Source organism: Thermoactinospora rubra (genome assembly GCF_002093975.1).
In the GTDB taxonomy this organism is placed as follows: Bacteria; Actinomycetota; Actinomycetes; order Streptosporangiales; family Streptosporangiaceae; genus Nonomuraea; species Nonomuraea rubra_A.
This window is the reverse complement of record NZ_MSZZ01000067.1, coordinates 28,231-45,613: the sequence shown is the minus strand read 5'-3', so window position 1 is coordinate 45,613 and position 17,383 is coordinate 28,231. Positions and strand designations below refer to the sequence as shown.

Below are 17,383 nucleotides of genomic sequence, written 5' to 3'. Positions count from 1 at the left end.
AACTTGACACAAACGTCCAGAACTTCACGACCAAAGATCGCTAGGGCGTATGCCAACGCCCCGTGGTGCGCCATGTTCGTCTCCTGGGTCGGGGAGCAGGCCGGCATCCGGCCTACCGTCGGCTGGGACGCCTACACCGTCGCCTGGGCCCGGTGGTTCAAGGCCAACAAGCGCTGGGGGCAGAAGCCCAAGCCGGGCGCGGTCGTGTACTACGACTGGAAGGGCGGCAAGAGCATCGGCGGCATCGACCACATGGGCATCGTGAAGAAGGTCAACCGCGACGGCACGATCACGACCATCGAGGGCAACACCGGGAACGGCAGGGTCGAGCGGAGGGTGCGGCCCACATCGCAGGTCGTCGGCTACGGCTACCCCGTATACGCCGACGAGCTGCCGAACACGGCCTGACGCGAGAATCCCATGACCTCGTGAGCGGGGACGGCACGACGTCCCCGCTCACGGTGGCTCGTCAGCCCGCATGGCTTCGTCGATCGCCTCTCACCGCCGATGCCTCGCAATACCCGGCGATCAAGCTTTGTCGCCTGCACGCTCGCATATGGTGACGGCGAAGGCGTGTCCGTCATGCTCGGCTACATGCTCGTCCACCTGGCGGAAAGCGGGGATCATCGTGAAGGGCCGGTGGAGCGTCCGCGCGTCCGGCCAGGGGTGCACGAGCACGACAAGCCCGCCGGGTTCCAGGATGCCTGCCAGCTGCTCACCTCTTGCCGCAAACGGCTTTCCCGTCCCCAGTAGTAGAGAACCTCGGAGCAGAAGACGAGGTCGAAGAGACCGGCAGGCGCCTGGGTCAGCATGTCCAGCAGGAGGAACCGTGGGGCCGGCCTGAGGTGTCCGCTGCGGACCCGGGCTCTGTGCAGGGCCCGCTCGGAGGTGTCCACCCCGATGACCTCGGCATCGGGATACGCCCGAGCTGCGAGATACGTGAACGTCCCTTTGCTGCATCCGACGTCCAAGATCCTGCGGAACCGACGGGCCGGCAGACGGTTCAGCGTCGCCGCGTACTTGTGTTGCTCGTAGGGATCGACAGTCATGCACAGGGTTCCGGGCGAACGTGGGGCGCCGGCTGGGCGTCGCAGGGCCAACGGCGCAGCTAGAAGACGAACAAGTCGTGGCAGTGGTGGGCGATGAGGGCGGTCAGCCCGGGAAACAGCATCACCACTGCGGGACCCGCCAGCAGTACGCCGACCGCGGTGACACCCGCCAGCTTCTCGCGCTGACCCAGCGGTACGGCGGGGCGGAGCATGCGACGCACCCGGGTAAGAGCGTTCTCTCCTCCGGCACCGAGCGCGAAGGCCGGTGCTCGACCGGTGGCAAGGCTCACCAGCGCCGCCGCGATGTGGACGCGCGGATGGCGGTGGGCCGCGACGTCGTCCGCACGCAGCTCCACCAGACGGACGACCTCCTCCTTGGCCCTGGAGAACAGCGGCACTCCCGGGAATGCGCGGTCGAGGCCATCGGCCAACGCCAGCACGAGGTGGTGCCGTCCCCGAAGGTGCGCACGCTCGTGGGCGAGGACCGCGGCGAGGTGTTCGGGAGTCAACGCCTGCAACGCGGCGGTGGTGACCACGGTCTTGGCCTGGCGGCCAGGCAGACAGTAAGCCAGCGGCTCGCCGTACTCCAGAACGATCGCATCGAGCTCGTGGTCACGACGACCGAGGATGCGCAACATCTCGGCATGCCGCCGGCGCTCCCGCCAGGCGGTGAACATGACCGCTCCCACGCCGTATGCGGCACGCGCCACGACAAGGCCTCCACTGAGGAGAACCAGCCAAGATCCCGCGGACATCGTCCCGAGATCAACCCCGTCGTCGAGCATGGCGAAGCAGGCCTCGATGAGGCTGGCCAGGCTGTGGCCGATCGCGTCGGGTGGTATGGCCGCCGCCACCGCCGACAGGGCCGCGGAGGCGATGGCAGAGGTGCAGGCCGCCAGCCACAGAGTGATCGCGAGCCGGGGAGCGCGGTCCGCCCAACGTGCCCTGATCAGCAGTCGCGGCAGCAGCGTCGTCGCGAGGACGGCGTACACCGCCAGCACCCCGGCGATCACGAGCCGAGACCCCGCGGCGGGTAGACCCTGAGCGCGGCCTCCAAAGCCGCCGACTCCTCGGGAGTGAGCCGCTCCAGGAAATGCACCAACGTGGCGGCCTGGTTACCGCTATTGGCCAGCGTCTCGCGCATCTGCTGGGCGGTGAACGCCTCTTTCGTGAGCACGGGTTCATAGATGTAGGCCTTGCCCAGTGCCTGCCTTCTGAGGAGGCCTTTCTTGTGGAGCTTGTCCATGACGGTCATCACGGTCGTGTAGGCGATCTCCCGATCGCGGCGCAGGTCCTCAAGAACGTCCCGGACCGACGCGGGCCGACGGTAGGACCACATGCGATCCATAATCGTGGATTCCAGGTCTCCCAAAACGCGCACCGCGCGGCCCCTCCTCTCACCGGGCATCGAGTTCATGCTACCCGTCATCGTAGAAGCGACTCGAATACGCGAGCGGCTCGATGCCGTGCCGCAAAAGCGCTCAAGGAGTGCGCGCGTCCGGTCCGGCGCCGGTGAGCACCGACAGCAGGGTCGCGGTGAGCACGGGCGCCGCGTCCTGTCGCCGCAGGCGCCCGGCCTCGATCTCCTGCGCGGCGCTGTGCAGGATGCTGTAGAACGTCGTCACCAGCCAGGACACCGGCAGGTCGGTGCGGAAGTCGCCGCTGTCCCGCCCGCGCACGATCAGCTCCTCCACGCGCTGCAGCGTGCGGTCGTGGTGGGCGCGGATGCGCTCGCCGGGCAGCACCCGGTCCGCGGCGGTGAACAGGCGGCGATGCCGGTCGAGGATCTCCCAGGAGGACTCGATGAGCCGCGTCATCGCCTCGGGCGCGGGCAGGCCGGCGAGCCGCTCGTCGTCCAGGATCGCGTCGGCCAGCTCGATCGCGTGGCCGAGCACGGCCTCCACCAGGGCCTCGCGGGAGGGGAAGTGGCCGTAGAGGGTGACCCGGCCCACCCCGGCAGCCTGGGCGATGTCGGCCACGCTGACGTTGGGATCGGCGCTGAGCAGGCGCAGCCCCGCCGACACGATCGCGGCGATGTTGCGCTCGGCGTCCGCGCGGCGGGGCGAACGTCGCGTCGACGTCCTGCTGGTCATAAGAGCGAGCTTACGGCCCTTCCCCTCAGTGGACGTGGGGGCCCTCGAGCTCGGGGAGCCTGCCGGGCGGCACCAGCACCAGGGCGAGGAGCGCCGCGATGCCGGCGATGCCGGTGACCGCCCAGAAGGCGCTGGTGAAGCCGGTGATGACGCCGTTTTGGGCGAGGCCGGCGGCCGCGATCGTGGAGATCGCCGCGACGCCGACGGCGCCGCCCAGCTCGTGGAAGGTGTTCACCAGGCCCGAGGCGAGCCCCGCCTCGCCGTGGGGCACCAGGGCCAGCGCCGTCGTGGTGGCGGAGACGAACACCGCGCCCAGCCCGGCCGAGGCGAGCACCAGGCCGGGCAGCAGGGCCGTGTAGACGTCGGCGTCGGGCGTCAGCCCGGTCAGCAGCCAGCCGCCCCCGGCGGCCAGGAGCAGGCCGAGCACCGCGGGCGGCCGGCCACCCAGGCGGGTGACGAGGCGGCCGGCCACGTGGGCGCCGACGCCGGTGCCGATCGCGACCGGCAGGAACAGCAGTCCCGTGGTCAGCGCGCTGTGGCCGCGCAGGTGCTGCAGGTAGAACGAGCCGACGAAGAACAGCCCGATGAGCAGGCCGGTGGCCACCAGCATGAGGAACGCGCCGGCGAGCACGGGGCGGCGGGTGAGCGTCCGCGGGTGCATCAGCGGCGCGCTCACCGCGCGCTCCACCAGGGCGAAGGCGCCGTACAGCACGGCCGCCGCCGCGAGCGGGACCAGCGTGGCCGCACCGGTCCAGCCGGTCTCGCCCGCGCTGACCAGGCCGTAGACGAGCGATCCGGTGGCCGCGGTGACCAGCAGCGCGCCCGGCAGGTCGATCCGCCGTGCCGTCGTGTGCTGGGCCGTCGTGTGCTGGGCCGTCGTGTGCTGGGCGGTACGGCCCGCGGTACCGCCGCGCAGCACGGCGGGGAGGGCGGCCAGGACGGCGATGCCGACGGGGACGTTGACGAAGAACACCCAGCGCCATCCGGGCCCGGCGGTCAGGGCGCCGCCGAGCAGCACGCCCACGGCCGAGCCGGCGCCGCCCAGCGCGGCCCACACGCCCAGGGCCCTGTTGCGCTCCGGGCCGTGGAAGATCGTGGTGACGGTGGCCAGCGCGGCGGGGGACAGCAGCGCGGCGCCGACGCCCTGGGCGGCGCGGCCCCCGATGAGCAGGGCGGCGTTGGAGGCCAGCCCCGTGGCGAGCGAGGCGAGCGTGAACAGGGCGAGCCCGGCGAGCATCAGGCGCCGGGCGCCGAAGGTGTCGGCCAGCTTGCCGCCGAGCAGCATCAGGCCCCCGAACAGCAGCGTGTAGGCGGTGACCGCCCAGGTGAGGGTGGTACGGCCGAGGCCGAGGTCGGTGCCGATGTCGGGCAGGGCGACGTTGATGACGGTGACGTCGAGGATCAGCATGAACTGGGCGACGCTGATCAGCGCCAGCGCCTGCCAGCGGCGCGGGTCCGGCGGGGCGTGATGGGCGGAGAGGGCGGGGTGGGTCATGACATCCTCGCTAAGTTGAACACTGGTGTACGAGATAATGCCATAGCCCCGTAGGGTATTCCTCCGTCGCGTCACGGTGAGGCTCCCCGAACCGCCTGCTTCCGCGTGACGTCAGGGGAACCCGGGACGCAAGTCGCCAGTGCTCGTCCCGCCGTCGCCACTCGGCGACCTCTCGGGGGTGAGGAGCCGCTCTCGCACGGCTGGCGATTGTTTCCGACGGGCTCTTGGACGCGGCCAGCTCGGCCTGGTCGATCACCAACAGGTCCTTTATCGGAGCGCGGCGGCCGTGGCGTCCGGCCGGTCCGTGCCGGCCAGGACGAATGCCGTGGTGCCGGGTGCCGGCAGAAGGGCGTCGGCGGTGGCGCGGACGGTTGTCACCGTCGATTTGGGCAGGGTCGCATCCGAGACCAGGGTCCGGGTGCCGGGCGAGACGACGAGCAGCCGGCCGCCGGAGGAGTCCTCGCAACGGGTGATTTGCCCGAGCAGGCCGCTCCACAGCCCGCTCACCAGGGCGATCAGCGTGATGGAGACCGCGACCGCGCCGGCTGCGCCCAGGAAACGTCCCGGGTGCGCTTGGATCGTCCGCCGGGCCAGGGTACCTGGCGCATGTCCTCCTCTTCCGGGGCGACCGTGTCCCGACACGGTCAGCCGCTCGCCGGTCTCGCAGTGGTGGTCCGGGCGGTAACGCGTCCGTGGCGTCCGCCGCCGATCATTGAGAAGAACGCCGCCCAGCCGATCGATGCGATCATCTCGAACATCCCCTTCGCGGGTGGTCCATCACGTCCAGGCATACGGCCGGGGGTATGGTGGGTCAGGGGCTTTGAGCTCTGGTTTCGCCGCCATGGGTCCCAGCCCGGGTATGGGCGGTCCCGGCGGCAAAGGCGTCGCGGCACCCGGTGGAGCAGAACCAGTAGGTGACGCCGTCCCGCTCGGCCGAGGCGGCGGTCTGCGGATCGACCCGCATCCCGCATACCGGATCGATGGCCGGCGTCGGCTCGGCGGGGGTTTCGACGGTGACCGGCAGGTCCGCCGGGATCCGGGGTGCGGGTGGGAGGGGCGGCGGGGTGAAGCGGCGCAGCCGGTTGGCGTTGCCCACCACCGACAGGGAGGACAGGGCCATGGCCGCGGCGGCGATGATGGGGCTCAGCCGTATTCCGAGGAAGGGGTACAGGACCCCGGCCGCGACGGGGATGCCGACCACGTTGTAGACGAAGGCCAGGAACAGGTTCTGGCGGATGTTGCGCATGGTCGCCCGCGACAGCCGTACCGCCGTCACCACCCCGCCCAGCGCGCCGGAGATGAGCGTGATGTCGGAGGCCTCGATGGCCACGTCCGTGCCGGTGCCGATGGCGAACCCGACGTCGGCCTGGGCCAGCGCCGGGGCGTCGTTGATCCCGTCACCGACCATGCCGGTCCGCAGACCCTGGTCCTGGAGGCGGGCGACCTCGGCGGCCTTGCGGTCGGGGAGCACCTCGGCCAGTGCCTGCGTGATGCCGACCTGGCGGGCGATGGCCTCGGCGGTGCGCCGATTGTCCCCGGTGATCATGATGACCCGCAGGCCCAACGACTGGAGGGCGGCGACCGCGGCGGCCGAGTCCTCCTTGACGGTATCCGCGACGCCCAGCACCCCGGCAGGCTCCCCGTCGACGGCGACCATGATCGGAGTACGGCCCGCGCGGGCCAGCCGATCGACGGATTCCGCGAGATCCCGGGTGTCGATCCCGTGCGCGTTGAGCAGGCGCGTGCCGCCGACCAGCACGCGACGGCCCTCCACGGCCGCGATGATCCCTTGTCCGGTGACTGAGTCGAAGTCCTCCGGATCGGCCAGTGCCAGCTTCCGCTCTCCGGCCCCCTCCACCACCGCCTGGCCGAGCGGGTGCTCGGAGACGCGCTCGGCTCCCGCCGCCAGACGGAGAACCTCGTCGGCTGTCCAGAGGCCGTGCGGTTCGACGTCGGTGAGCGTGGGCTGCCCGCGGGTGATCGTGCCGGTCTTGTCCAGGACGATCGCCTCCAGCTTGTGGGCGGTCTCCAGCGCCTGCGCGTCGCGGATCAGGATGCCGGCCTGGGCGCCCTTGCCGGTGCCGACCATGATGGACAACGGGGTGGCCAGGCCCAGCGCGCACGGGCAGGCGATGATCAGTACGGCTACCGCCGCCACCAGCGCGAGCGTCAGCGCGGGCGCGGGGCCGGCCACGAACCACACGGCGAAGGTGACGACCGCGATGGCGATGACCGCCGGGACGAAGTAGCCGGAGACCAGGTCGGCCAGCCGCTGGATCGGCGCGCGGGAGGCCTGCGCGGCCTGCACCAGGCGGATGATCTGGGCGAGCACCGTCTCCGCGCCGACCTTCTCTGCGCGGAAGGTGAACGACCCGGTCTGGTTCACGGTCGCGCCGACCACCGGGTCGCCCGGACCCTTGTCCACCGGGATCGACTCCCCGGTCACCATGGACTCGTCCAGCGTCGAGCGCCCCTGCAGGATCGTGCCGTCGACCGGGACCTTCTCGCCGGGCCGCACGACGACCACGTCGCCGGGCCGTACCTGGTCGACCGGGATCTCGGCCTCGTCGCCGTCGCGGACGACGCGTGCGGTTCTGGCCTGCAGGCCGATCAGCTTGCGTATCGCCTCGCCGGTGCCCGCCTTGGCGCGCGCCTCCAGCAACCGGCCGAGCAGGATCAAGGTCAGGATGACCCCGACCGCCTCGTAGTAGACGTCACGCGCCTGCTCGGGCACCATGCCGGGGGCGAGGGTGACCAGCAGGCTGTAGCCGTAGGCGGCGGTCGTGCCCAGCGTGATCAGGCTGTTCATCTCCGCCGAGCGGTGCCGCAGGGCCAGCCAGCCGACTCTGTGGATCGGCCGGCCGGTGTAGACCATCACCGGTGTGATCAGGGCCAGCTGCAGCCACCGGTTCAGCAGTGCCTCCGGCAGCCAGGTGGCGCCGAACAGTTCATGGGCCATGACCGCGAAGGCCACCGGCAGGGTCAGCACCGCCCCCACGAGCACCCGCCACGACAAGTCCCTGATCTCGGTACGCCGCTCGGCTGCCTCGCTGTCCCGCAGCAGCTCGGTGTCCTGCGGCGGCTCGGCGAGCCGGGGTGCCGACGGCGCGGGCGTGGGGCTGCCGGCTCCGTCGTGCTCGGCCGGCTCGACGACCAGCCGGCCGTGGATCATGTTCATCCCGCAGGCGAAGCCGTACTCTCCGGCGCGCTGGGGGTCCAGCTCGACGACGCTTTTGGCGAAGGCGGGCAGCGGCCGGCTGATGCCGAAGTCGGGGAAGACGACCCGGGAGGTGCACTCCCCGCTCTCGCGCCGGTCGAAGATCAGCCGCACCGGAACGCCCTGCCGTACCCGGATCACGTCCGGCGCGTAACCTCCGCGAACGACGATCTCGGCCTCCTGCGTGCCCTGGCGCACCTCGGCCGGGCGGCTACGGCGCGGCCCGAAGAAGTACCAGGCCAGGGCCGCCAGCATGCTCGCGGAAAGCGCGATGACGACCCAGTCGCCGGTGCTCATGACTCATCGGTCCGCTTGGTGATGCGCTGGGCCGCCTCGTCGGCCTCGTCTGACTCGTCTGACGGGCCGGTACCGTGACCGCCCATGCCGCGCATCATCATCAGCATCATCAGCGGGCAGCCGAGCAGGAGGACCACCAGCAGAACGGTGCCGAAAGGAGCTCCGGCCGCGACCGCCACCCCTGCGATCACGACGGCCACGGCTGCCAGGGCCATATGTTGCTTCACCATCTCGGCCTCCTTGCCGCTGTCCTGTGGACGATTCCGGCGCGCGCCAACCTACGATGACACGTAGGTTCTATGACCTAGCGTGCTCCGATTCCCCCTGGGGGTTTACGGCACAACGGCCTCCATAGACGGTACGAAAGTCCCAAAGACCATGTCCTATGGACCATAGGAGAAAGTGTGGTGGCCTGTGCAGTATCAAGGGAGGTGACGGAGCTTCGCCGAGAGGGTGACGGGCAATGGCTGACGCGGCACACGGCCTGTGGCCGCTGGTGATCCTCAACACCGCGCTGTTCGCCCTCGGCGCCACGATTCCCGGCACTCACGAGGGCGGGCACCTGTGGAACGACCTCATCGGATGGAGCGGCGACCCCCGTCTCGGCCCATTCCACCTGGCCGGCTACATGCTGATCGGTGCGGGTTTCCGGCTGATCGCAGCCCGCTGCGACGAGCAGTGGCGTGCCCGCATCCTCGCCTTCATCCCCAGGCGCCGCGCCCACCACGAGCTCACCCGATCGGGGGAGAAACCATGAACCGCCTGAGCCGTACCAGCGTGCGCGCCGGGGCTGTCGCCGCCGGGCTGCTTGCCGCCTTCTACGCCGTGGTCGTGGGCATCGCCGGCGGCCTGGAGCATCTAGCGGACCAGACCGCGACCGACTGGCCCTGGCTTACGCTGATCATCGGCGGCTTCGGCACCCAGGTCGCCCTGTTGGCCGAGCTGCGCCGCCGCCACAGGCTGCTGGCCGCCGCGGGCGGCGTGGCCGGGACCGGCGCCGGCGCCTCCGCCGCCGGCATGGTGGCCTGCTGCGCCCATCACCTCGCGGATCTGGCGCCCATCGCCGCCGCTTCCGGCGCCGCGGTCTTCCTCACCGAGTTCCGCCTGCCGATCATGATCATCGGCATCCTCGTCAACGCTCTGGGCGTCGCGGTGGCCTTCCGCCGCCTGCGGCGTACCCCGATTCCCGCGGACGGTCTCGCATGCGTACATTCCTGACCCACCGTTATGGCCTGCCGGCGCTCGCGCTGGTCATCATCGTGGCCGCGGGCTGGTGGTGGCTGGCGAGCCGCGACAGCGCCGATCCGGCGCCCAGAGCCCTGGCCACCCGCACCGTGCAAGCGGGCGAGGTCGAGGTGAGGATGACCCCGCTGTCCCTGGACAGCACCGGCGCCCGGTTCCAGATCACGCTCGACACCCACACCGTCGAGCTGAACTCCGACCCGGCCGCCGCCCGGCTCCTCGTCAACGGAGCCCCTGCCGGCGGCGCGACCTGGACCGGATCGGCCCCCGGCGGCCATCACCGGACGGGCACCCTGGCCTACGCCACCCCGATCCCCTCCGGCGCCACGGTCGAGCTGCGTATCGGCGGGCTGCCGCGCGAGGCGGTCGGCACGTGGATCGCGCCGTCGCCGTGACTGAAGTGACTGAGGTAAGGACGACGTGAAGACCGGATGGCTCCTGATGGGAGTGCTCGCCGCGGGGGCGGGCCTGCTCAGCAAGGCCTCGGCCGGCCCCGGCGACCACTTCATGCTCATCCTCAGCACGATCCTCCTCGTGATCGGCGCCCCACTGATCGTTTACGGACTCGTCGGCGAGGACATGGCGAGACACCGGTGAACGGGGCGGACCAGCCGCGCAGCGCCACCTCGATTCGGCCGGTCCGGACCCGCCGGCCGTGTCCCGTCGTCACCCGTCCATGGCATTCGTCAGCTCAACCGGCAGGAAGTACGACCGGAGGCCATCTCTGCGGTGCGGGAAGGGGAACGGGTCGGCATGTCCCTCGTCAATCGCACCATGATGTGGCATCCTATGCACCCGCGCGGCCACACCTTCGCCCTAACCCGAAACCGGCATCTGCAAGGACACCGCGATCGTGCTGCCGCATACCACGCTGGAGACGGAGTTCCACGCCGACAACCCGGGGCTGCGGAGGATCCACTGCCACAACGTCTACCACGCGGAGTCCGGCATGATGACCCTGCTCGGGTACGGGAAGACGTGAGATGCGCCGCTGACACTGACCGTGTCCCGCCACCAGGCGAGGTGATCACGTGGCGAGGTCGCCGGCAGACGCCTGCTGAATGCACAACTGTTCACGACAGGCACTCAAGATCGGCTCAGCGAGACCACGCTCGCCCGACCTGGCAGGGAGTCCGATCATGTGGCCGATAAGGCTACCGACGATGGTGGCCCGCCAGGGGCCACACAGGCCCCGCGCTAAGTCGAGGCGTCGTGTAGTTCGTCTGTTACGTTCCGCTTGAGGCCTCCCGAACTCGCGCAAGGGACACGTCCGTCAGCCTCACGCCGTCAGAGCGCCGTGGCCGGGAAAGCCGCTCTCGGGTGTGAGTTACTCTGCAGGGGTATGCTCCTGCGGCGGTCCCCGAGCCGTTTCCCATCCCCGGAGGAGCCAGCGTGCCGGACGTCTGCCTTGACGCCGAGAGCCTGTTGCGACGTCTGGAGTCCTATGGTGAGCGGTTCCGCCTGGAGCGGGAGCTGGATCCCCGGCTGGACTGGATCGCGTGCGAGCGTCTGCTCGACCCCGCGTCTGAGGACCTGGGCCGGGTGCTGGAGGCCGAGCGTGTCGCCAGCGGTCACGTGTCCGCCCATGCGACCGCCCTGACCGTCATGGCGGTCTACGCGGGTACGGTCACCGCCTCGGCCGTGCTGGCGTGGGCGCTGGAGGGGGTCGTCCTCGACATGCGGCCTGCCAACGTGGCCATCCGGCTGTCACCCCGCCACGGTTTCGAGGCCGTGGGCCTGCGCCAGCCGGCCGTCGTGCGTGAACCGGTGGACACCCTGGTGGCCTGGATCCTGGAGGAGCACCTGTTCCCGCTGGCGCGGGCCATGCGGGTGCGGACCCGCGCCGGGATGCGGCAGCTGGGCGGCGGCATCGCGCAGGGCTGCGCGGCCGCCTTCAGCATCGCCAGCCGGCGCGGCGGCGACGTGGACCGGCTCGAGCACGCCTACCAGGAGTTCCTGGCCGCCTCCACCGGCGGGCTGGATCGGCTCGGCGACATGGTGCGGTTGCGCGAAGGCGATCGGGAAGGCCTGTTCTACCTCCGCAAGACCTGCTGCCTGTACTACACCTCCGCTGAGGCGATCACGTGCGCCAGCTGCTGCCTCGACAGCGTGGAGGACCGCATCGCCGCCTACCGCCGCACGTTGGCCGGCGGCGCCGCTTCTCACTGACCGGACTGAGCGGGTGGAAGCAGCCCTGCCCACGTGACCCTGACCAGCCGCTGGACGGCGTCCTGCGATGCCAGGCCGCCGGCGGCTGCGAGGGCGTTGAGGCAGTACGCGGTCAGCTCCTCCGGCGGCACGTCGTCCCGCAGCTCGCCGGCCTCGGCACCCGCGGCGATCAGGTCCCGGACCAGGTCGTGTAGCCGGTGCCGGGCGCGGGCGACCTGCTCGTCGTGGTGGAGGAAGGCGACCAGATCCGTGTCGTGGTGGCCGCGCGTCTCGCGGGCGATGAGGGCATAGGCGTGCAGCACCGCCTTGAGTCGCTCGCCTGCCCCGCCCGGCTGGTCCTTCAACCGCGTCAGATGCTCCAGATGACCGGCGATCTGCCGCTCGTGCCAGGCCAGCAGGATGGACTCGACGTCGGAGAAGTACCTGTAGAGCGTCGCGCGGCCGATGCCGGTGCGTTCGGCGATGCGCGACATCGTCACCGACCGCAGCCCGCCCTCGGCCACGAGCGCCGCCGCACTGTCGATGATCGCATCACGCACCTCACGGCGGTGAGCCTCGATCGACGCGGTCCACAGCTTCGGCACCCTCCCGAGGCTACACCGTGTCGATAGAGAGACACACTGCCCATTGACGTAGACATGATGTATTGAAAAAGTGGCCTCATGAACGATCGAGTCACTGATGGCATGCCTCGATGGGTGAAGGTCGCGATCGTCGTCGCGCTACTGGTCGTGGCGGCGGCCGTGGCCGTCATGCTTCTCAGTGGTGGCGAGCACGGGCCCGGCCGCCACATGTCCCTCGGCGTTCCTACGACGGTCCTGTCCAGATGACCGTCGGGCCCAGCGTCCGCAAGCTGCTGCTCACCGCGCACATCACGGTGACGGTCGGCTGGATGGGCGCGATCGGCTGCGTCCTCGGCCTCGCCGTCCTGGGGCTCGCGGCCGAGGACGCGGGCACGGTCCGCGGGGCATACCTGGCGATGGAGCCGTTGGCCTGGTGGGTTCTGATGCCGCTGGCGCTCGCCTCGCTGCTGACCGGGATCCTCCAATCACTGCTGACGACCTGGGGGCTGTTGCGGCACTACTGGGTGGTGCTCAAGCTGCTGATCACCCTCTTCGCCACCGTCGTCCTGCTCATGTACACCAGAACCTTCGCCGCCATGGCAGAGGTGGCCGCCGACCCGGCCTCCGATCTGGGTGCCGTGCGCAACCCCTCTCCCGGACTGCATGCGGTCCTCGCCCTCCTGCTCCTGCTCGCCGCAACGGTGCTGGCCGTCTACAAGCCGAAAGGCCTGACCGGGTACGGCAGGCTCCGGCGAGGGAATATACGGAAGGGGGGTATGGTATAAAAGGCATGGATGAAGGAGGACACATGCGACGCCTGGCCGCCCTAGACCCCGCCGACGCACCCGAGAAGTCCCGCGCGCTGCTGGAGGACATCATCGAGCGGAGGGGCAGCGTCGGCGACATGGTCGCCACCATGGCCCACTCCCCGGCGCTGCTCCAGGGCTACCTGGACTTCTCGCGGGCGATGAAGCGGATCAAGCTCCCCCGCGCCGTCAGCGAGAAGGTCTCACTGGCCGTTCAGGAGTGGATCGGCTGCGGGTACTGCCTGCAGGCGCACGCCAGGGCCGCCCGCGCGGCCGGGCTGAGCGAGAGCGACATCGCCCTGGCCCGTCAGGGGACGTCCACCGACGCGCGCGAAGCGGCTCTCATCGGGGTGGCCGTGCGGGTCCTCGCCGAACCGTCCTCGATCACCGATGAAGACGTCGCGGAACTGCGGGCCCACGGGTGGAGCGACCGGGTCATCGCCGAGATCGTCGGGCTGGTCGCGCTCAACCTGCTGACCGGTGCCTTCAACCTCCTCGTGGGCCTGGAACCGGCCGAGAAGGCCGCATAGCGGCATGGGCCTCCCAGAATCGCGTGACTGGGAGGCCCGTGGCATGGCATCGTCTTCAGCCATGGCGGTTCCGGGCACGGTGCAGGGTATCGTCGACAGCTATCTGCACCTGGTCGACGCCGAGGCATCCGGGCTGGTCGAGGGGCTGTACCTGGAAGGCTCCGTGGCTCTGGGCGACTTCCGGCCACGCACCAGCGACATCGACTTCGTCGCCGTCGCCGGTGGACCGCTCGACGAGGCGGCGACGGCTGCGTTGGAGCGTGCGCATACGCGCTTGTCGCGGCAGTGGCCGAAGCCCTTCTTCGACGGCGTCTACGTCACCTGGGACGATCTTCACAGAGATCCCGCCGCCGCTGGTTCTCGACCCGGCTGCCATGAGCACCGCTTCACCGCGGAAGGGAGCGGCCCGCCGAACCCCGTGACCTGGCACACGCTCGCGTGGCATGGAGTGGCGTGCCGAGGGCCCCAGCCAACGGACCTGGACATCTGGATCGACGTGGAAGCCCTGAAGAGCTGGTGTGATCGGAATCTCGACCAGTACTGGCGTCGGCTCCTCGACCGGGCGTCGCAGTCTCGCAGCATGTGGGGCCTGGCGACCATGACGCCCTACGGGGCGCTCTGGATCGTTTCGGGGGTCTGCCGCATCCACTACACCCTGGCAACCGGAGGCATCACCTCCAAGGAAGGGGCCTGCCGCCATGCGCTTGGTGCCTTTCCTGAGCCGTGGCACCGCATCATCAACGAGTGCCTGCGCGTCCGGCAACAAGACCGTGCCTGCCCGACGCTGTCGGGCGCAACGGCCGGGCTGATGGGAGCACCTCAGCAGGCAGTCGTTGTACCGGACACCGCAGGCTCGGCGGCGCGATGTCCTGGAGTTCGCCGAAGCCGTGATCGCGAAAGCCCGTCGCCTGTGCTCCGGGCGATGAGAGGCGAGCGAGGGCCCGGCACCTCAGGGGCGGATGCCGGCCCTCTCGCCGAGTCGAGGCGACTCTGGCCGCGTTCGCCTAACCAACTACGCTCCATAGTAGCTTGTTGAGTTCGGGAATAGTGAGGACAGCGGAGGAGTTGGCGCGGGCATGAACGAGCAGGGGCGTGGCTTCACGGTGTGGCTGCGCTGGACCGTGCCTTGCGGGACCGCGGCGTCCCGGTCCAGCCCGTCCGCCTAGCTGCGTGCCGGCGGGCGGGATCCTCCATCCGCCCGTGAGGTTCGAGTCATGTCCATCGCCCTGTTCACGCAGGCCTTCGTCACGCTTCTCGTCATCTTCGATCCCCTCGCCGCGATTCCCGTCTTCCTCACGCTCACCCGCCACCAGAGCCCGGCCGCGCGCCGCCGTACCGCCCGGGTGTCGGTGCTGGTCGCGGCGGGCATCGTGGCGGTGTTCGCGGTGCTCGGCAACCAGCTGCTCGATGCCCTGGGCATCTCGCTCCAGGCCCTCCAGGTCGCCGGAGGGGCGCTGCTCGCGCTGATCGCGCTGGACCTGCTCAAGGCCGACTGCGCGCGGAACCGCGCGGACGCCGAGAGCGGCGCGGTGGCGTTCGTTCCGCTCGGCACGCCGATGCTCGCGGGGCCCGGCGCGATCGCGGCGACCATGCTGTACATGGAGAAGGCCGACGACGGCGCGGAGATCGCCGCCGTCGCGCTCGCCATGGCCGCCGCGCTGCTGGTCACCTGGCTGACGCTGCGCTTCTCGGCGGGGATCGGCCGGCTGCTCAAGGACAACGGCCTCAACCTGGTCACTCGCGTGATGGGGTTGCTCGGCGCCGCCATCGCCGTGCAACTCGTCGCGGGAGCGCTCCAGCACTGGCTGCGATGGGGTGTCGCCTGACTCTTACTACGGACATTCGTTACTGCCCACCCCGGCGGGGTAGGGCGGTCGAGGTCCGCTGACACCCGCGGAAGCGAGGAGGCGACATGACGCTGCAAGTCGCGGAGATGCTCTCCGCGTACCCGAAGGATCTCGGCCGCGTCGACCAGGCCAAGCTCACCAAGTGCATCGAGGAATGCCTGCGATGTGCCCAGGCGTGTACGGCCTGCGCCGACGCCTGCCTGAGCGAGGACATGGTCGCCGACCTGGTCAAGTGCATCCGCACCGACCTCGACTGCGCCGACATCTGCCAGACCACCGCCCGCCTGCTGTCGCGGCACACCGGCTACGACGCCAACCTCACCCGCGCGATGCTGGAGGCGTGCGCCCAGGCCTGCAAGTCGTGCGCGGAGGAGTGCGAGCGGCACACCAAGCACCACCACTGCGCGATCTGCGCCCAGGCCTGCCGCGACTGCGAGCGCGCCTGCCGCGACCTGATCAGCGCGTTGGGCTGATGTGGCAGAGCGGAGGCCGGGACCAGGTCCCGGCCTCCGCTCGTACGCCTCGACTCGACGGATCATGACTCGTCGAGGAACGGCATGAGCAGGTCGTAGGCTTCTTGCGCCCGGTCGTCGCGGAGGGAATGGCCGGCGTTCAGCGTGGTGTGTTCTCGCGGTGGGCAGTGCGGCGGTAGTGGATGTAGCTCAGCCGGCCGTACGGCGAAGCCGCCCCAGGAGTGCCCGATGTGAGTCCCTGTCCGGTGGGTCGAGCGTGCAGGCCGATTACCTGGGACCGCGTAGCGGGCGTCCAGAAACGATGAATCTTCGTAGGGCATACCGGCGCCAGCAACGCACAGAGAGGCAGATCCGCAACGTGTGAGTGGGGCAGCCGGTCAGGCGCGGTGACGACCTACTACATTGGGCAGGAGGAGTGGTGGTCGAGGGAGGTGACCGGAGGGGTGCACGCGAAGGTGTCGCGCTGGTTCGTCGTGGTCGTACTCGCCTTCGGCATCGCGTGCATGCACTCTCTCGGGCACGTCCGCGGCGATCACAGCATCGGCGGACATGGCATGCCGCAGCACGCCCAGACCTCCCACACCGTTCCGCCCGGTAGTGACACGCCCATGCTCGACCCTACGGATGTCTGCGTGGCGATCATGGCATCATTCCTGGTGTTGTGGCTCATCGCCGTCGCAGGGCGCATCCGGCGCCATCTGCTGCTCGCGCCATTCTCCGGCTTCCCCCGGTCAGACCGGACGGCCAGACCGCCGCCGAAGAAGGTGGCGGCACGGCTGGCTGAGCTCTCGGTTCTGCGCATATAGGCCGATTCCCTCCGCGGGCAGCCGTCGAAGCGTTGTCCGCGGCACAGCCCTAGCCGGAAATCGAGAGAAAGCAAGCAATCGACATGGTTGACAAGGGATTCGGCATCCGCAGGCTCGCGCTGACCGTGGCTGCGGGGGCAGGAGCCGTCGTGCTCCTGGCCGCCTGCGGTGGTGGGGACTCCACGGCCGGGAGTGACATGAGCGCGACCGGCGCCCCGGCTGCCACGGCGACCACCGAGCAGCCCGGCGCGGCGTTCAACGACGCCGACGTGACGTTCGCGCAGATGATGATCCCGCATCACGAGCAGGCGGTCGAGATGGCCGAGCTGGCCGAGACCCGTGCCGCCGACGCGGAGATCAAGGACCTCGCCGCCAGGATCAAGGCCGCGCAGGACCCCGAGATCGCGACGCTGCGCGGCTGGCTCAAGGCCTGGGGCAAGCCGGAGATGGCCGACCACATGGGTCACGACATGCCCGGGATGATGGGCGAGGGCGACATGCACAACCTGGGGGCGGCCAAGGGGACGGAGTTCGACCGGCTGTTCGCCCGGCTGATGATCGCCCACCACAACGGGGCGATCGAGATGGCCAGGACCGAACAGGCGCAGGGGGCCAACCCGGAGGCCAAGGCGCTGGCCAAGACCATCGAGACGACGCAGCAGGCCGAGGTCGAGCAGCTGCAGAAGATCCTCGACCGGCTCTGATCCGGAGGAGTGGTGGTGCCGGACATCCTGGCGCCACCACTCGTTCCTGAGGGTGTGGTCACGGGCGGGATGCTCCCGTCTCCGGCACGGCC

Annotated in this window: 23 protein-coding genes and 2 pseudogenes; 16 read left to right on the top strand and 9 right to left on the bottom strand. The window is 70.1% G+C overall.

Annotated elements, in window-relative coordinates; genetic code table 11:
- Both BSB02_RS35725 and BSB02_RS42740 read left to right on the top strand, forming a co-directional pair.
- Nucleotides 1-408 (top strand): CHAP domain-containing protein (locus BSB02_RS35725; protein ID WP_143591607.1); only part of this gene is annotated, 408 nt, incomplete at its 5' end.
- 165 nt (nt 409-573) lie between these two features.
- Nucleotides 574-753: a hypothetical protein gene (locus tag BSB02_RS42740; protein ID WP_240506953.1), complete on the top strand. Its 180-nt coding sequence runs from the start codon at nt 574-576 to the stop codon at nt 751-753.
- A gap of 23 nt (nt 754-776) precedes the next feature.
- Here the strand turns inward: BSB02_RS42740 and BSB02_RS43770 are convergent.
- The 8 genes and pseudogenes from BSB02_RS43770 to BSB02_RS35685 form a co-directional block, all read right to left on the bottom strand.
- Nucleotides 777-1,049 (bottom strand): annotated as a pseudogene (locus tag BSB02_RS43770) (class I SAM-dependent methyltransferase); the annotation flags it as partial.
- 59 nt (nt 1,050-1,108) lie between these two features.
- Complete coding sequence (locus tag BSB02_RS35715) at nt 1,109-2,062, bottom strand: M56 family metallopeptidase (RefSeq protein WP_143591606.1); 954 nt, start codon at nt 2,060-2,062, stop codon at nt 1,109-1,111.
- A complete protein-coding gene (locus BSB02_RS35710; protein WP_240506952.1) occupies nt 2,059-2,466 on the bottom strand; it encodes a BlaI/MecI/CopY family transcriptional regulator in 408 nt (135 codons plus the stop codon). Before BSB02_RS35710 ends, BSB02_RS35715 begins: the two co-directional genes overlap by 4 nt.
- A 64-nt stretch (nt 2,467-2,530) precedes the next feature.
- Nucleotides 2,531-3,142 carry a TetR/AcrR family transcriptional regulator gene (locus BSB02_RS35705; RefSeq protein ID WP_084965423.1) on the bottom strand — a complete coding sequence of 204 codons (612 nt, stop codon included), beginning with the start codon at nt 3,140-3,142 and terminating at the stop codon, nt 2,531-2,533.
- Between the two features lie 25 nt (nt 3,143-3,167).
- Nucleotides 3,168-4,637: an MFS transporter gene (locus BSB02_RS35700; RefSeq protein ID WP_084965422.1), complete on the bottom strand. Its 1,470-nt coding sequence runs from the start codon at nt 4,635-4,637 to the stop codon at nt 3,168-3,170.
- Between the two features lie 267 nt (nt 4,638-4,904).
- Nucleotides 4,905-5,144: a hypothetical protein gene (locus BSB02_RS35695; RefSeq protein ID WP_084965421.1), complete on the bottom strand. Its 240-nt coding sequence runs from the start codon at nt 5,142-5,144 to the stop codon at nt 4,905-4,907.
- Between the two features lie 304 nt (nt 5,145-5,448).
- Entirely contained in the window at nt 5,449-8,151 is a 2,703-nt protein-coding gene (locus BSB02_RS35690; RefSeq protein WP_084965420.1) for a heavy metal translocating P-type ATPase, read from the bottom strand.
- Entirely contained in the window at nt 8,148-8,381 is a 234-nt protein-coding gene (locus BSB02_RS35685; protein WP_084965419.1) for a DUF2933 domain-containing protein, read from the bottom strand. Before BSB02_RS35685 ends, BSB02_RS35690 begins: the two co-directional genes overlap by 4 nt.
- A 233-nt stretch (nt 8,382-8,614) precedes the next feature.
- Here BSB02_RS35685 and BSB02_RS35680 point away from each other — a divergent pair, with 233 nt between their 5' ends.
- From BSB02_RS35680 to BSB02_RS35660, 6 genes and pseudogenes are all read left to right on the top strand, one after another.
- Nucleotides 8,615-8,908, top strand: a complete 294-nt coding sequence (locus BSB02_RS35680) for a hypothetical protein (protein ID WP_206185070.1) — start codon at nt 8,615-8,617, stop codon at nt 8,906-8,908.
- Entirely contained in the window at nt 8,905-9,369 is a 465-nt protein-coding gene (locus BSB02_RS40260) for a hypothetical protein (protein WP_143591604.1), read from the top strand. Before BSB02_RS35680 ends, BSB02_RS40260 begins: the two co-directional genes overlap by 4 nt.
- Nucleotides 9,354-9,788, top strand: coding sequence for a hypothetical protein (locus tag BSB02_RS35670; protein WP_084965417.1), 435 nt, complete (start codon nt 9,354-9,356; stop codon nt 9,786-9,788). Before BSB02_RS40260 ends, BSB02_RS35670 begins: the two co-directional genes overlap by 16 nt.
- A gap of 25 nt (nt 9,789-9,813) precedes the next feature.
- Nucleotides 9,814-9,990 (top strand): hypothetical protein, encoded by a 177-nt coding sequence (locus BSB02_RS40900; protein WP_158088838.1) that lies wholly within the window; start codon nt 9,814-9,816, stop codon nt 9,988-9,990.
- A 156-nt stretch (nt 9,991-10,146) separates the two neighbouring features.
- Nucleotides 10,147-10,375, top strand: a pseudogene (locus BSB02_RS43765) (multicopper oxidase domain-containing protein).
- A 410-nt stretch (nt 10,376-10,785) separates the two neighbouring features.
- Complete coding sequence (locus BSB02_RS35660; RefSeq protein WP_084965416.1) at nt 10,786-11,562, top strand: (2Fe-2S)-binding protein; 777 nt, start codon at nt 10,786-10,788, stop codon at nt 11,560-11,562.
- On the opposite strand, the gene BSB02_RS35655 is transcribed toward BSB02_RS35660, so the two are convergent.
- Nucleotides 11,556-12,146, bottom strand: a complete 591-nt coding sequence (locus tag BSB02_RS35655) for a TetR/AcrR family transcriptional regulator (protein ID WP_084965415.1) — start codon at nt 12,144-12,146, stop codon at nt 11,556-11,558. The genes BSB02_RS35660 and BSB02_RS35655 overlap by 7 nt on opposite strands.
- A 102-nt stretch (nt 12,147-12,248) precedes the next feature.
- On the opposite strand from BSB02_RS35655, the gene BSB02_RS41185 reads away from it, so the two are divergent.
- The 8 genes from BSB02_RS41185 to BSB02_RS35620 all read left to right on the top strand — a co-directional run bounded on the left by BSB02_RS41185 (nt 12,249) and on the right by BSB02_RS35620 (nt 17,291).
- On the top strand, nt 12,249-12,392 hold the full coding sequence (locus BSB02_RS41185) for a hypothetical protein (protein ID WP_169729471.1): 144 nt from the start codon (nt 12,249-12,251) through the stop codon (nt 12,390-12,392).
- On the top strand, nt 12,389-12,910 hold the full coding sequence (locus tag BSB02_RS35650) for a DUF2269 domain-containing protein (RefSeq protein ID WP_084965414.1): 522 nt from the start codon (nt 12,389-12,391) through the stop codon (nt 12,908-12,910). The genes BSB02_RS41185 and BSB02_RS35650 overlap by 4 nt, the downstream gene beginning before the upstream one ends.
- A gap of 23 nt (nt 12,911-12,933) precedes the next feature.
- Nucleotides 12,934-13,461 carry a carboxymuconolactone decarboxylase family protein gene (locus BSB02_RS35645; protein ID WP_084965413.1) on the top strand — a complete coding sequence of 176 codons (528 nt, stop codon included), beginning with the start codon at nt 12,934-12,936 and terminating at the stop codon, nt 13,459-13,461.
- A 61-nt stretch (nt 13,462-13,522) separates the two neighbouring features.
- Entirely contained in the window at nt 13,523-14,497 is a 975-nt protein-coding gene (locus BSB02_RS35640) for a nucleotidyltransferase domain-containing protein (protein ID WP_158088837.1), read from the top strand.
- Between the two features lie 178 nt (nt 14,498-14,675).
- Nucleotides 14,676-15,287 carry a MarC family protein gene (locus BSB02_RS35635; protein WP_084965411.1) on the top strand — a complete coding sequence of 204 codons (612 nt, stop codon included), beginning with the start codon at nt 14,676-14,678 and terminating at the stop codon, nt 15,285-15,287.
- Nucleotides 15,288-15,379: 92 nt separating this feature from the next.
- Nucleotides 15,380-15,781 (top strand): four-helix bundle copper-binding protein, encoded by a 402-nt coding sequence (locus tag BSB02_RS35630; RefSeq protein WP_084965427.1) that lies wholly within the window; start codon nt 15,380-15,382, stop codon nt 15,779-15,781.
- 386 nt (nt 15,782-16,167) lie between these two features.
- Nucleotides 16,168-16,587, top strand: a complete 420-nt coding sequence (locus BSB02_RS35625) for a hypothetical protein (protein WP_084965410.1) — start codon at nt 16,168-16,170, stop codon at nt 16,585-16,587.
- Nucleotides 16,588-16,670: 83 nt separating this feature from the next.
- Nucleotides 16,671-17,291: a DUF305 domain-containing protein gene (locus BSB02_RS35620; RefSeq protein ID WP_084965409.1), complete on the top strand. Its 621-nt coding sequence runs from the start codon at nt 16,671-16,673 to the stop codon at nt 17,289-17,291.
- The last annotated feature ends 92 nt before the right edge of the window (nt 17,292-17,383 follow it).

Excerpts from the sequence above, each read along its gene's own strand:
- BSB02_RS35710 (WP_240506952.1), bottom strand. The coding sequence starts at position 2,466 with ATGAACTCGATGCCCGGTGAGAGGAGGGGCCGCGCGGTGCGCGTTTTG.
- BSB02_RS35705 (WP_084965423.1), bottom strand. The coding sequence starts at position 3,142 with ATGACCAGCAGGACGTCGACGCGACGTTCGCCCCGCCGCGCGGACGCC.
- BSB02_RS35700 (WP_084965422.1), bottom strand. The coding sequence starts at position 4,637 with ATGACCCACCCCGCCCTCTCCGCCCATCACGCCCCGCCGGACCCGCGC.
- BSB02_RS35690 (WP_084965420.1), bottom strand. The coding sequence starts at position 8,151 with ATGAGCACCGGCGACTGGGTCGTCATCGCGCTTTCCGCGAGCATGCTG.
- BSB02_RS35685 (WP_084965419.1), bottom strand. The coding sequence starts at position 8,381 with ATGGTGAAGCAACATATGGCCCTGGCAGCCGTGGCCGTCGTGATCGCA.
- BSB02_RS35680 (WP_206185070.1), top strand. The coding sequence starts at position 8,615 with ATGGCTGACGCGGCACACGGCCTGTGGCCGCTGGTGATCCTCAACACC.
- BSB02_RS40260 (WP_143591604.1), top strand. The coding sequence starts at position 8,905 with ATGAACCGCCTGAGCCGTACCAGCGTGCGCGCCGGGGCTGTCGCCGCC.
- BSB02_RS35670 (WP_084965417.1), top strand. The coding sequence starts at position 9,354 with ATGCGTACATTCCTGACCCACCGTTATGGCCTGCCGGCGCTCGCGCTG.
- BSB02_RS41185 (WP_169729471.1), top strand. The coding sequence starts at position 12,249 with ATGCCTCGATGGGTGAAGGTCGCGATCGTCGTCGCGCTACTGGTCGTG.
- BSB02_RS35650 (WP_084965414.1), top strand. The coding sequence starts at position 12,389 with ATGACCGTCGGGCCCAGCGTCCGCAAGCTGCTGCTCACCGCGCACATC.
- BSB02_RS35645 (WP_084965413.1), top strand. The coding sequence starts at position 12,934 with ATGCGACGCCTGGCCGCCCTAGACCCCGCCGACGCACCCGAGAAGTCC.
- BSB02_RS35640 (WP_158088837.1), top strand. The coding sequence starts at position 13,523 with ATGGCGGTTCCGGGCACGGTGCAGGGTATCGTCGACAGCTATCTGCAC.
- BSB02_RS35635 (WP_084965411.1), top strand. The coding sequence starts at position 14,676 with ATGTCCATCGCCCTGTTCACGCAGGCCTTCGTCACGCTTCTCGTCATC.
- BSB02_RS35620 (WP_084965409.1), top strand. The coding sequence starts at position 16,671 with ATGGTTGACAAGGGATTCGGCATCCGCAGGCTCGCGCTGACCGTGGCT.